Below are 12,551 nucleotides of genomic sequence, written 5' to 3' on the forward strand. Positions count from 1 at the left end.
CATGCCGATCCACCCCAGGGAATCCGACCAGGCCGTGCCGGACCCGGCCGACCCGGCTCCGGAGGGCGCCGCACGCCCTCCCCGCGGGGATCTTCCGCGCTCGGGCCCGCCGACCGGGCAGGGGCCTGATGGGGACGAGCAACTTGGCCCCGACGCGGCCGGCGGCCCCGCACCGTCCGAGGACCAGCACACGGCCGAGCTCAAGGAACTCGAGGACCGCTGGCGGCGCGCGCTCGCCGACCTCGACAATCTCCGCAAGCGTCACACCAGGGAACTGGAGCGGGAGCGGACGGCCGAACGGTCCCGTACGGCCGCCGCCTTCCTGCCCGTCCTGGACAACCTCGAACTCGCCCTGACTCATGCGGGCTCCGACCCCGGCGCGATCGTGGAGGGCGTCCGGGCGGTCCGCGACCAGGGGGTGAACGTCCTCGAACTGCTCGGCTACCCGCGGTACGCGGAGACCGGGGTCGTCTTCGACCCGGCCCGGCACGAGGTGGTCGGTGTGGTCCAGGACCCCGACGCCCCACCGGGCACGGTCGTCCAGGTGCTGCGGCCGGGCTACGGAGACAGCGAACGCCAGCTCAGGCCCGCCGCCGTGACGGTCGCGAAGCGGGAGTGACCGGTCATGGCACAGGACTTCTACGACGCGCTGGGCGTGTCTCGGACCGCGAGCCAGGACGAGATCCAGCAGGCCTATCGCAAACTCGCCCGCAGGTATCACCCCGACGTCAACAAGGACCCGGGAGCGGAGGAACGCTTCAAGGACCTCAACGAGGCGTACAGCGCCTTGTCGGACCCCAAGACCCGGGCCCGTTACGACCGCTTCGGCGAGGACTTCCGGAAGGTCCCCGAGGACTGGGAGGAGCGGGTCGGTGCCGGCGCCGGACCCGGCGGCGGCTTCCGCGCTCGCAGGACCGCTGGTGCGGGCGGCCCCCGTGTCCGGTACACCGGCTTCGGCGACGACTTCGCAGGGGAGGGCATCGACATCGAGGACCTGTTCGGCTCGCTCTTCGGAGCAGGCGGCGCCCCCGGCGGGGTACCGGGGGCCGACCAGGAGGCCGAGCTGCCGCTCACCGTCGAGGAGGCGTACAAGGGGGGCCGGCGCACCGTCACGCTCGCCGGCCCCACCGGGCAGCCGCGACGGTACGAGGTCGACGTACCGCCCGGCGTCACCGATGGGCAGCGCATCCGGCTGGCGGGCGAGGGCGGACGGGGCAGTGGTGACGCCGCCGCAGGGGATCTGTATCTGCGAGTGCGCATCCAGCCGCACCCTCGGTTCCGGCTGGACGGCCGGGACGTGTACACGCAGCTTCCGGTCACCCCCTGGGAGGCCGCGCTGGGCGCGACGGTTCCGGTGCCCACCCCGGGCGGCGGCACGGCCAAGGTCGCGGTGCCCGCGGGCTCGTCCAGTGGCCGGCGGCTGCGGCTGCGCGGCGAGGGCATGCCGAACCCGCGCGGTGCCGACGGCAACCTCTACGCCGAACTCCGCGTCATGGTGCCGCCCAAGCTCAGCGACCGGGAGCGCGAGCTGTTCGAGGAGCTCGCCGCCACCTCTTCGTACGACCCCCGGAGGACGTGATGAGCGACCGACCCTCATGGGCAGCCCCCGACGGCCGGACCACCCGGGCCGACGCGGGCGGGCGTCCCGTACGGACGAGCGCAGGCGCCACGGCCGTGCGGTACGCGCTCGTCCCCGTGCCCAGGCTTTCCCTGGACACCGTGGCCCGCCGCGCCGGCGTCCATCCCGACCTGGTCCGCCGGTTCGTCGCCCTGGGCCTGGTCGACGCCGAGCGCGACGCCGCGGGGCGCCTGGTGTTCGACTCCGCGGCCCCGGCGGTTCTCGCCCGCGTTCAGCGGCTGCGCTCCGGTCTCTGTCTCAACTACGCATCCATCGGTCTGGTGCTCGACCTGCTGGACCGCATCAGCCTGCTCGAAGCCGCACTGCGCCGCGCCGGTACGAGGAGTGACATACCGCCATGGACATGAACCGTCTCACCCAGAAGTCACAGGAAGCCCTCCAGGAGGCGCAGACCGCCGCCGTCCGCATGGGCCAGACCGAGGTCGACGGTGAGCATCTGCTGCTCGCGCTCCTCGACCAGGAGGACGGCCTGATCCCGCGGCTGCTGCAACAGGCGGGCAGGGAGCCCGAGGCACTCCGTGCGGCTGTGCGTGAGGAGCTTTCCCGCCGGCCCAGGGTGACCGGCCCGGGTGCGGCGCCGGGGCAGGTGTTCGTCACCCAGCGCCTGTCCCGGCTGCTGGACGCGGCCGAGCGGGAGGCCAAACGCCTCAAGGACGAGTACGTGTCCGTGGAGCACCTTCTGCTCGCCCTGGCCGAGGAGGGCTCGGCGACCGCCGCAGGACGCCTGCTCAAGGAGCACGGCATCACCCGGGACTCGTTCCTGAGCGCGCTGACCCAGATCCGCGGCAACCAGCGGGTCACCTCCGCCAACCCCGAAGTGGCCTATGAGGCTCTGGAGAAGTACGGCCGCGACCTGGTCGCCGAGGCCAGGGACGGCAAGCTGGACCCGGTCATCGGCCGGGACGCCGAGATCCGCCGCGTCACCCAGATCCTCAGCCGGAAGACCAAGAACAACCCCGTCCTCATCGGCGACCCCGGTGTCGGCAAGACCGCCATCGTCGAGGGCCTCGCCCAGCGCATCGTCCGCGGCGACGTGCCCGAAGGACTGCGCGACAAGACCGTGTTCGCTCTCGACATGGGCTCTCTGGTCGCCGGAGCCAAGTACCGCGGCGAGTTCGAGGAACGCCTCAAGGCCGTGCTGTCCGAGGTGAAGGCAGCCCAGGGGCGCATCCTGCTCTTCGTCGACGAACTCCACACCGTCGTCGGCGCGGGCGCCGCCGAAGGAGCCATGGACGCGGGCAACATGCTCAAGCCGATGCTCGCCCGCGGCGAACTCCACATGATCGGCGCCACCACCCTCGACGAGTACCGCAAGCACATCGAGAAGGACGCCGCCCTCGAACGCCGCTTCCAGCAGGTCATGGTCGACGAACCGAGCGTGGAGGACACCATCTCCATCCTGCGCGGACTGCGCGAACGCCTGGAGATCTTCCACGGCGTGAAGATCCAGGACACCGCACTGGTCTCCGCGGCCACCCTCAGCCACCGCTACATCACCGATCGGTTCCTGCCCGACAAGGCCATCGACCTCGTCGACGAAGCCTGCGCCCGGCTGCGTACCGAGATCGACTCGATGCCCGCCGAACTCGACGAGATCACCCGCCGCGTCACCCGCCTGGAGATCGAGGAGGCCGCCCTCTCCAAGGAGACCGACCCCGCGAGCAGGACCCGCCTGGAGGAACTGCGCAAGGAACTCGCCGACCTGCGCGGCGAGGCCGACGCCAAACGCGCCCAGTGGGAGGCCGAACGGCAGGCGATCCGCCGCGTGCAGGAACTGCGCCAGGAACTGGAGCAGGTCCGCCACGAGGCGGAGGAGGCAGAACGCGCCTACGACCTCAACCGCGCCGCCGAACTCCGCTACGGCCGTCTCCAGGACCTGGAGCGCCGGCTGAAGGCCGAGGAGGAGCAACTGGCCGCCAAGCAGGGGCAGAACCGGCTGCTGCGCGAGGTCGTCACCGAGGAGGAGATCGCCGAGATCGTCGCAGCCTGGACCGGCGTTCCCGTCGCCCGTCTCCAGGAGGGCGAACGCGAGAAGCTGCTGCGCCTCGACGAGATCCTGCGCGAGCGCGTCATAGGCCAGGACGAGGCCGTCAAGCTCGTCGCCGACGCCATCATCCGCGCCCGTTCCGGCATCCGGGATCCGCGGCGCCCCATCGGCTCGTTCATCTTCCTCGGCCCGACCGGCGTCGGGAAGACCGAGCTGGCCAAGACCCTCGCGGCGGCCCTGTTCGACTCCGAGGACAACATGGTCCGCCTCGACATGAGCGAGTACCAGGAGCGGCACACCGTCAGCCGGCTGATGGGGGCACCGCCCGGATACGTCGGCTACGAGGAAGGCGGACAGCTCACCGAAGCCGTACGCCGCAAGCCGTACTCGGTCGTGCTGTTCGACGAGATCGAGAAGGCGCACACCGATGTCTTCAACACCCTGTTGCAGATCCTCGACGACGGCCGCATCACCGACGCCCAGGGCCGCACCGTCGACTTCCGCAACACCGTGATCATCATGACGTCCAACATCGGCTCCGAGCACCTCCTCGACGACGTCACCGCCGAGGGTGAGATCAAGCCGGACGCCCGTGCCCTGGTGATGGGTGAGCTGCGCGGGCACTTCCGCCCGGAGTTCCTCAACCGCGTCGACGACATCGTGCTGTTCAAGCCGCTCGGTGAGCGGCAGATCGAGCGGATCGTGGAGCTGCAGTTCGACGAACTGCGACGCCGCCTCGCCGAGCGTCGCATCACCGTGGAACTCACCGAGGCGGCCCGGGAACTGATCGCCCACCAGGGGTACGACCCGGTGTACGGGGCCCGGCCGCTGCGGCGTTACATCTCCCACGAGGTCGAGACGCTGGTCGGGCGCGCCCTGCTGCGCGGCGACGTACAGGACGGCGCCACGGTCCGTGTCGACGCCCAGGCCGGAGAGCTGGTGGTCACCTATGACCAGGGCGAGGACGTGAAGGGAGCGCAGGCGGCATGAGCACTGTTCAGGCCACGAACGTCACGTGCCCGCACTGCGGGCGCAAGAACCGGGTGCCCGTGGCCGCCGAGGGCCGGCCCAGGTGTGGCAACTGCAAGCAGCCCTTGCCGTGGACGGCCGACGCGGGCGACGACGACTTCACCGAGGTCGTCGAGCAGGCCACCGTGCCCGTCGTCGTCGACCTGTGGGCCACCTGGTGCGGCCCCTGCCGCATGGTGAGCCCCGCGCTGGAGAAGGTCGCCGCCGATCTCGCGGGAAAGATCAAGCTGGTCAAGGTCGACATCGACAAGAACCCGCGGCTGGCGCAGCGGTTCGAGGTCCAGGCGGTACCGACACTGCTGGTTCTCGACAAAGGGCAGACCATCGCCCGGCAGGCGGGTGCCGCACCTGCCCCTGTCCTGCGGCGGTGGGTGGAGCAGTCGATCGCCGGCCGCGAACCGGCCGGGAAAGGGTGAACAGCCATGACCGTACGAACCGACCCCCACCTCGCGCTGGTCCGGCCGGTCCAGCCACTGACCCCCGAAGGGTGTCAGGAGTGTCTGCTGCTGGGCTCCCCGTGGGTCCACCTGAGGCTCTGCCTGACCTGCGGCCACGTCGGCTGCTGCGATTCCTCGCCGAACCGGCACGCGCGCCGTCACGCCGCCACCGACGGCCATCCGATCGCGGCGTCGCTGGAGCCCGGCGAGGACTGGCGATGGTGCTTCGTCCATGAGGCGTTCGTGTGATGTCCGGCGACGAGACGCGGCCAAGCGCAGCGCAGGTGCCGGACGAGACCGAGGAGAGCGTCCCCTTCGAGACCGCCGACATCTACGGCGCCTATCCGCGCCTGCCGGAGGACCAGATCGACCGCCTGGCGCAGCGTGGCCGGCGGCGCACAGCCGACACCGGCGATGTGCTGATCCGGGAGGGGGAGCGATGCGAGACGTTCTACGTCGTCCTCAGCGGCTCGGTCGCCATCGTAGAGGACTACGGCACGCCCGACGAACGTCTGCTGCGTGTGCACGGCCCCGGCCGCTTCATCGGCGAACTCGGCCTCCTGAAGGGCCAGGTGGCGTTCTACACCGCTACGGTCAGGGACCCCGGAGAGGTCCTCGCCCTGTCCATGGATCAGCTGCGTGACCTGGTGACCCGGGACTCCGTCCTCGGCGACCTGGTGCTGCGCGCCTGCCTCGGCCGCCGTGCCCTGCTCGTCGGGCAGGGCGCCGGTTTCCGCATCGTCGGCTCGCGCTATTCGCCCGACACCCGGCGGCTGCGTGAGTTCGCCGCCCGCAACCGGCTGCCGTACCGCTGGATCGATCTGGAGACCGATGAGGAGGCCGAGGAGCTGCTGCGCCGCTTCGGCGTAGGCCCGGAGGAGACACCGCTCGTCATCTGGCGGGACACCACTCTGTTGCGCAACCCCAGCAACGCGGAACTGGCCCGGCTCATGGGCCTGCCCTCGCTGCCTGCGGGAAATCATCACGGCGATCTGCTGATCGTCGGCTCCGGACCCGCCGGCCTCGCCGCCGCGGTGAACGCCGCCTCGGAGGGTCTGGACACGACCGTGGTCGAGGCCATGGCCAGCGGCGGCCAGGCCGGGACGTCGTCCCGCATCGAGAATCTGCTCGGCTTCCCCTCCGGCATCTCCGGCGCCGAACTCACCGACCGCGCCGTGCTCCAGGCCGACAAGTTCGGCGCCCGGATCAGCGTCCCGGCGGAGGCGGCCCGCCTCGAACCGCGGGACGGCCACTACGCCGTCGGGTTCGACGACGGCAGCGAGATCACCGCCCGCACCGTCGTCCTGGCCACCGGCGCCCGCTACCGCCGCCTCCACGTGCCCGGCATCGAACGCCTGGAGGGAACGAGCGTCCACTACTCGGCGACCGTCTACGAAGCCCAGCAGTGCCGCACCGACCCGGTGGCCGTCGTCGGCGGCGGCAACTCCGCGGGCCAGGCCGTACTCTTCCTGGCCGGGTACGCACCGCAGGTGTATCTGCTAGTCCGCGGGCCGAGCCTCGAGGCACACATGTCCCGCTACCTGATCGATCAGGTCGAGCGCCATCCGCGGGTGCGCGTGCTGCTGCGCACCGAGGTGACCGAGGCACTCGGCGACAAGGTGCTGGAGGCGGTCACCGTGGTCGACCACCGTACGGGCGAGCATCGGCAGCTCGCGGTGCGGGCCCTGTTCGTCTTCACCGGCGCCGAGCCCCACACCCAGTGGCTGTCCGACGCGCTCGCCCTCGACGCGCGCGGCTTCGTGCTCACCGGGGCGGAGGCGCAGGCCTGTTCCGCCCCCGGGCTGTGGCAGAGCCAGGGCCGCGACTGCCTGACGCTGGAGACCAGCCTGCCTGGCGTATTCGCCGCCGGCGACGTCCGCAGCGGCTCGGTGAAACGCGTGGCCTCCGCGGTCGGCGAAGGCGCGATGAGCATCCACTTCGTGCACCGCTACCTGGGTCACTCGGCCGCGCCCGGCGGCACCGACAGCTCCCCGCACACCCGTCCGAAGGAGTCCGCTTGGCTCGGATGACACCCAGCGGGCGACGAGATCACGCAAAGGAGAGGGAGGCGATGGCAATGGCCACGCCCGTCCGGCACCACCGAGGTGCCGCCATGCAGGCCAGGCCGCTTGGCTGGGCACGCAATCCGCTGACGGAGTTCGACCAACTGCTCAGCGAGATGAGCGGGCTGATCGAATCCACGGTGGGAGGCGCGGCGACCGCCGTCGCGTGGACGCCCCTGGCGGATGTCACGGAGTCCGACGACGCCTTCCACGTCGAGATCGAACTCCCCGGCGTCAAGAGCAAGGACATCGACATCGAAGCGAACGGCCAGGAGGTGGTGGTCACCGGAGAGATCAAGGAGAAGGAACGCAAAGGCGTCCTGCGCCGGAGCACCCGCCGCACCGGAGCCTTCGAGTACCGGCTGCGGCTGCCCGGAGAGGTCGACACCGAAAAGATCAGTGCGCAGATGTCGGACGGGGTGCTCACCATCACCGTCCCCAAGGCCGAGGTCGCCAAGCCTCGGCACGTCGAGATCAGCGAGACCGGCGAAAACACCGGGAGCAGCGGCTGATACGCGAACCCCGCGGTTGCGGACACCCGCCCGGAACCGCGGCCGGACCGGCGAGGGTCGACAACGCTAGCTTCCCTCTGCTCCGCACCCACGCGCGCGGCGCCAGAGCATGGCGTCGCCCTCATGGAGGATGGGGACAGGGCTCATGCCGGCCTGTCACGTCCCCCGTGCAGCCCTGCCGGCGGCAGCTACGCGCCGACGGACGGACGCGGCCGACCCGACAGCGCACCGGGCGATTCCCATGACCAGCGGTGACCGCGGCAGAAGGAGGCAGCGATGAAATACGACGGGTTCCTCGCCCACGTACGCGAGCGAGGCGAGTACAAGGACCAGAGCGAAGCCGCGGACGTCACCAACGCTGTGCTGGAAGTGCTGGCCCAGCGGATCAGCCCGGGAGAGGTCAAGGACCTCGCATCCCAGCTGCCCGGCCCGCTGGGACAGGTCCTGGACCATGCCACGCCGCAGCAGGCGCAGAGCTTCGGGATCGAAGAGTTCTACCGCCGGGTCGCCGAGCGCACCGGTGCCCGGCCGCGTACTGCGCAGTGGGACGCCAGCGCCGTCCTGACCACCGTTGCCGACGCTGTCACCGGCGGAGAACTGAATCAGATCATCAGCCAACTCCCCTCCAGTTACGCGGTCCTGTTCGGCAAGGCCGATCTCGCGGACTGAGCCCGTGAGGCGCCCAGGACGTGAGCGCAGGCGAATGACAGCACCTCACATCCCGGGTGCCGGACTCGCTTGCCGCGCCCTGCCGTGACCCCGGTGGAGGAGGCCATGCTCGTGCGATCACGGATCAGGATTCCGGCTCTCGGACGGATACCGAAGCGGGGTGGCAGGTGGCGCGGCGTGCGGTGTGTGCTCGGGAGATCCGGCCGTGCCGCACCCGCAGGCGGAGGCCGACGTGTCACGTGACGTGGACGTTACCGCGGCGGCGTCTGTGGGCACTCGGCACCGGCGGGGCAGCCGATGAGGAGGGTCCGGTCATGCAGGTGTCGTCCCAGGGCGTGACGGTCGTGGCTCTCCTGGCGGATCCGGACGCGCCGACGGCCATAGCGCAGCGCTTGGCCCGGACGCTTCCTGATCGGCTCACCGACATGTCCGGCCAGGGGCGACGGTTCGAGGTCGAGGTGGTCAGTGAGCCCTTCACCTCGGGGACGGAGGACCCGCCCACCTTGATGCGCAGGATCAAGGACCGTGGGAGTGCGGAGAACTGGGACATCGTCGTGGCTCTCACCGACCTTCCGCTGCATTCACACGGGCGCAAGCTCGCTGTGGATCTGAATCACGAACACGGCTTGGCGCTGCTCTCTCTTCCTTCACTGGGGGGCCTGCGGCTGCAGACGAGGGCCCGGCGGGCCGTCGAAGAAGCCGTGCTCGGCATGGCGAGTCCGCACACCGATGGCGCCGAAGGAACTTCGCGGAGTCAGCCACTTCCCGGGCCCTCCGTCCACCGTCTCGCCCCTTCTCATCCGGGCCCGCGCCAGGGCCGACCCGATGAGAAGGAGACCGACGATCTTCGGTACGTCGTCAGCGGGCCGCGCGGTTACCTGCGGGTGCTCGCCGGTATGGTCCGCGCCAATCGGCCGTGGCGGTTGGTGCCGGGCTTGTCGAAAGCCCTGGCGGCCGCACTCGCCACGGGAGCGGTCGCCACCGTGAACTCCACCGTCTGGAGCCTGGCCACGTCCCTCAGCACGCCACGCCTCGTGATCGCCACGGTCGGATCTGTCGCGATCATGATCGGCTGGCTGATCATAGACGCGGAGCTCTGGCATCGATCACCGGAGAGCTCGCCGGAGGCGAAGCAGAGGGCGCGGCTGTACAACGCCTCGACGGTCGTGACCGTGGGTATCGGCGTGCTCGTCTGCTACGTGGGTTTGATGGTCATCAATTTGGTGTGGGCGCTGTTCATCCTCAACGGCCAAGCGTTCTCTTCCATGACACGAACTCCACTGCACGCGGGGGAGTACTTGACGCTGGCCTGGTTCGTCGCTTCGGTCGCCACCGTGGGCGGCGCGTTGGGATCAGGCTTGGAGAGCGACGAGGCGATCCGGGCGGCCGCCTACTCCAAGCGCGAACAGGAACGTCGCCGCCAACTTCAGAACGACCACGACGACTAGCCGGGGTCCGAGCCGCGGACGCGGTGGTCGTCGGTGGTCGTCCGGATGCGAAGTTCTCGCTGATCGTTGCGCGCATGCTCGTTTCGCGTCGAGGGTCAACGGGGACCCGGGCGGCACGCCGCCGGTACTCCGCATCGCAAGCCGTCGGCCGCGCCGTTGCACCTGAGCCGGGTGAACGACCCGCAGAGACATGCAGAGCCACGGACCGCATCCCACACCCTCCTCGTTCGACGCCCGGGACCTGCATCCGAACGGACACGGGAACGGCAGCAAGCGAGAGGAACCAGGGACCGCCGCCCGTCTGTCTCCGCGGACCGGTCCCGGGTGACGCGTGGCAGTCACCCTGGTTCCGGCAGAGGCTGAGCGGTGACCGCCGGAGTTCGGTCCGGTAGGACGGCCCGCGGCCCCGCATGCCTCGCCCAGCCGGAGGCGAAGAGCCCGCCGGGCGTACGGTGCGAGGCAGATCCTGGGACTGGTGAGGCCGCATGCTGATGTGTCGCCAATGCACCGGTGCTCATTTCCTGGGCCCGGCGGGAGGCTTCCTCGCCCGGCGGCCCCGCCTCGACCAGGCCGCCGCGACCCGGCAGCGCGTGCCGATCGGGCTCACACCGTGAGGTGGCTGCGGACCTTCGGGGAGGTCGCGCGCTCCGGGCTCACGGTCGAGGAGACGCGGCTGGAGCCCCTGCTCGCGCTGCGGACGGCTGTCGGGGTGGCGCTCGTCATCGGACCGGCGCTGTGGCTGGTCTCCCCTGCGTACGCGGCGTCCGCTGCCCTCGGTGCCTATTCCGCGGGTGCTGCCACCTTCCAGCGCACCTGGCGTCCGCGCAAGGTGATCGCGCTCGGCGCGGGCGCGGGTCTGGCCCTCAGCACCTTCGTGGGCTACCTCGCGGCGGGGCGACTCGTGACGTTCCTCCCGCTGCTGGCCGTATGGGCCTTTGCCGCGGGGATGGCGTGGGCCCTCGGATCGACCGCCGGGATCGTCGCAGCGACGACGGTCGGCAGCATGCTGGTGACCATCACCCTGCCCACGAGCGTCGGGCGGGCCCTCGAACACGCCGGGGTCATCGCGCTCGGAGGCGTGGCGCAGGCCCTGCTGATCCTGCTGTTCCCGATTCGCCGCTGGGGGGCGCACCGTGACGCGCTGGCCGACGCGCTGGCCGCCGTGGCCGACCACGCCCGCCGGCTGCGGCACGACCCGATCGAGCCGTTCGACCCGGAGCCGCTGATGACGGCCCGGGACGCGGCCGCCGTGACGCCCTCACAGGCCCGCACCCGGCCCCCCGTCCTCCACGGCCCCCGGGGCCTCGCAGAGCGCATTCTGCCGGTCGTCGCCGCGCTCGCCGATCCGGACGTCGGCGCCCCGGCGGAGGGACCCGGGCGGGACCGAGCACGGGAGTTGCTCGGTGCGGCCGCCGACGTCCTGGACGCGGCCGCCCGTTCGATCCGCCGCGGCACTCCCGCCGAGATACCGCCACGGAGCGCGGACGCCCTGCGCGTCGACGAGGAGGACGAGGTGCTGGAGGGGCCCGCCCGGCAGGCCGCCGAACGGCTCGTGGAACTGCTCGCCGAGGCGCTGGAAATCGCCGGGAGCGGCGGAGCGCGCGCCAAGGCGCCTGCACCGCCCGGCCCCGCGAGCGCCCAGTTCCTGGTGCGCCCGACCATGTTCAGGCTGCTCCCGGTCGCCCTCCGGGCGGTCCGCCGTGAGCTCCGCCGGGACTCGCCCGTGTTCCGGCACGCCGTCCGCCTGGCGGCGGTGGCCACGCTCGGCTACCTCATCGCGTCCCGGCTCCCCCTGGAACACGGCTACTGGGCGCCCATCGCCTCGGTGATGGTGATGCGGCCGGACTTCCACCGGACGTACGCGCGTGCGGTGGGCCGTCTCGCCGGGACCCTGGCGGGGGTCGCGCTCGCCACCGGTATGGTGCGGGCCCTGGGCCCGGACGCCCAGGTGTTCGGCGCGCTCGCGGTGGTCGCGGCGGGCCTGTCGTACACGCTGCTCCGTACCGGCTACGCCTACTCCCAGTGCTTCACTGCCGCGTACGTCGTCTTCCTGCTCGGCATGGGCGGCCAGACATGGGAGCAGACGGTCCCGGAGCGGGTGGTGCTCACCCTGCTCGGCGGTGCCCTGGCCATGCTGGCGTACGTGGTGTTCCCCGCATGGGAGACCCCCCGGCTGCCGGGCCGGCTCGCGGACTGGCTCGCCGCCGACGGCCGCTACGCGGCCGCAGTGCTCCGCAGCTACGCCGAACCGACCCGGGAGCATCGCGCCGACATGCGCAGGGCCCTGCTGGCAAGCAGGGAGGCACGTGCCGCCTGGCAGGAGGCCTACGACCAGGCGAGGCAGGAACCGGTCGGCCCCAGAGGCCTGACATCGCGCGAGGCGGAGGAGGCACAGGAGGCGCTCAAGGGACTTGACCGGGCGGCGATGCTCATGGAGAGCCACGTCCCGCGGGCCGACAGCCGTGTCGCCCCGGAGGCGGAGCGGCTGGCCGAGGCCCTGGAGGCGGACACCGCGCAGGCGGCAGACGATGTGCGCGAGCACAGGAATCCGGACTGGGGACGACGGGTGGAGGAGGCGCTCCACGCGTGGGAGGGCACGGCCGGGGACCGGAGCCCGGTGCTGCGACGCGGGGCGCAACTGCAGAAGCGGGCCCTGGAGGACCTCGCGGCGGCAGTGAGCCGCACACCCCTGGAACAGGACGTCAGCTCCGTGCGCGAGGAGCAACGGGTGCGGGCGGCCGCGGCTGAAGGTGACGGATCGTGAGCC

The 12,551-nt window shown here is 71.3% G+C and carries 11 protein-coding genes; all 11 read left to right on the forward strand.

Annotation, left to right across the window (positions count from 1 at the left end; genetic code table 11):
- Position 1: 1 nt before the first annotated feature.
- The 11 genes from ACFZDI_RS08220 (at position 2) to ACFZDI_RS08270 (ending at position 12,548) form a co-directional block, all read left to right on the forward strand.
- Positions 2-619 (forward strand): nucleotide exchange factor GrpE, encoded by a 618-nt coding sequence (locus tag ACFZDI_RS08220; RefSeq protein ID WP_391248656.1) that lies wholly within the window; start codon positions 2-4, stop codon positions 617-619.
- 6 nt (positions 620-625) lie between these two features.
- Positions 626-1,579 (forward strand): DnaJ C-terminal domain-containing protein, encoded by a 954-nt coding sequence (locus ACFZDI_RS08225; protein ID WP_391248658.1) that lies wholly within the window; start codon positions 626-628, stop codon positions 1,577-1,579.
- Positions 1,579-1,986 carry a chaperone modulator CbpM gene (locus tag ACFZDI_RS08230; RefSeq protein WP_391248660.1) on the forward strand — a complete coding sequence of 136 codons (408 nt, stop codon included), beginning with the start codon at positions 1,579-1,581 and terminating at the stop codon, positions 1,984-1,986. Before ACFZDI_RS08225 ends, ACFZDI_RS08230 begins: the two co-directional genes overlap by 1 nt.
- Positions 1,977-4,616 (forward strand): ATP-dependent chaperone ClpB, encoded by a 2,640-nt coding sequence (clpB, locus tag ACFZDI_RS08235; protein ID WP_391248662.1) that lies wholly within the window; start codon positions 1,977-1,979, stop codon positions 4,614-4,616. The genes ACFZDI_RS08230 and clpB overlap by 10 nt, the downstream gene beginning before the upstream one ends.
- The gene (gene trxA, locus ACFZDI_RS08240) at positions 4,613-5,071 is read left to right on the forward strand and encodes a thioredoxin (protein WP_391248664.1); all 459 of its coding nucleotides are present in this window, start codon (positions 4,613-4,615) and stop codon (positions 5,069-5,071) included. Before clpB ends, trxA begins: the two co-directional genes overlap by 4 nt.
- A 6-nt stretch (positions 5,072-5,077) precedes the next feature.
- The gene (locus ACFZDI_RS08245) at positions 5,078-5,341 is read left to right on the forward strand and encodes a UBP-type zinc finger domain-containing protein (protein WP_234846244.1); all 264 of its coding nucleotides are present in this window, start codon (positions 5,078-5,080) and stop codon (positions 5,339-5,341) included.
- Complete coding sequence (locus ACFZDI_RS08250; protein WP_391248666.1) at positions 5,341-7,122, forward strand: FAD-dependent oxidoreductase; 1,782 nt, start codon at positions 5,341-5,343, stop codon at positions 7,120-7,122. The genes ACFZDI_RS08245 and ACFZDI_RS08250 overlap by 1 nt, the downstream gene beginning before the upstream one ends.
- Before the next feature lie 47 nt (positions 7,123-7,169).
- Positions 7,170-7,667 (forward strand): Hsp20 family protein, encoded by a 498-nt coding sequence (locus ACFZDI_RS08255; protein ID WP_391249501.1) that lies wholly within the window; start codon positions 7,170-7,172, stop codon positions 7,665-7,667.
- Between the two features lie 276 nt (positions 7,668-7,943).
- Positions 7,944-8,336, forward strand: a complete 393-nt coding sequence (locus tag ACFZDI_RS08260; RefSeq protein ID WP_391248668.1) for a DUF2267 domain-containing protein — start codon at positions 7,944-7,946, stop codon at positions 8,334-8,336.
- Between the two features lie 314 nt (positions 8,337-8,650).
- Complete coding sequence (locus ACFZDI_RS08265; RefSeq protein ID WP_391248669.1) at positions 8,651-9,784, forward strand: hypothetical protein; 1,134 nt, start codon at positions 8,651-8,653, stop codon at positions 9,782-9,784.
- A gap of 610 nt (positions 9,785-10,394) precedes the next feature.
- Positions 10,395-12,548, forward strand: a complete 2,154-nt coding sequence (locus tag ACFZDI_RS08270; protein WP_391248672.1) for an FUSC family protein — start codon at positions 10,395-10,397, stop codon at positions 12,546-12,548.
- The last annotated feature ends 3 nt before the right edge of the window (positions 12,549-12,551 follow it).

It is taken from the genome of Streptomyces sp. NPDC007907 (assembly GCF_042959365.1).
Classification (GTDB): Bacteria; Actinomycetota; Actinomycetes; order Streptomycetales; family Streptomycetaceae; genus Streptomyces; species Streptomyces indiaensis.

Bases quoted from the DNA above. Each gene is read 5' to 3' on its own strand.
- ACFZDI_RS08220 (WP_391248656.1), top strand. From the start codon at position 2: ATGCCGATCCACCCCAGGGAATCCGACCAGGCCGTGCCGGACCCGGCC.
- ACFZDI_RS08225 (WP_391248658.1), top strand. From the start codon at position 626: ATGGCACAGGACTTCTACGACGCGCTGGGCGTGTCTCGGACCGCGAGC.
- ACFZDI_RS08230 (WP_391248660.1), top strand. From the start codon at position 1,579: ATGAGCGACCGACCCTCATGGGCAGCCCCCGACGGCCGGACCACCCGG.
- clpB (WP_391248662.1), top strand. From the start codon at position 1,977: ATGGACATGAACCGTCTCACCCAGAAGTCACAGGAAGCCCTCCAGGAG.
- trxA (WP_391248664.1), top strand. From the start codon at position 4,613: ATGAGCACTGTTCAGGCCACGAACGTCACGTGCCCGCACTGCGGGCGC.
- ACFZDI_RS08245 (WP_234846244.1), top strand. From the start codon at position 5,078: ATGACCGTACGAACCGACCCCCACCTCGCGCTGGTCCGGCCGGTCCAG.
- ACFZDI_RS08250 (WP_391248666.1), top strand. From the start codon at position 5,341: ATGTCCGGCGACGAGACGCGGCCAAGCGCAGCGCAGGTGCCGGACGAG.
- ACFZDI_RS08255 (WP_391249501.1), top strand. From the start codon at position 7,170: ATGGCCACGCCCGTCCGGCACCACCGAGGTGCCGCCATGCAGGCCAGG.
- ACFZDI_RS08260 (WP_391248668.1), top strand. From the start codon at position 7,944: ATGAAATACGACGGGTTCCTCGCCCACGTACGCGAGCGAGGCGAGTAC.
- ACFZDI_RS08265 (WP_391248669.1), top strand. From the start codon at position 8,651: ATGCAGGTGTCGTCCCAGGGCGTGACGGTCGTGGCTCTCCTGGCGGAT.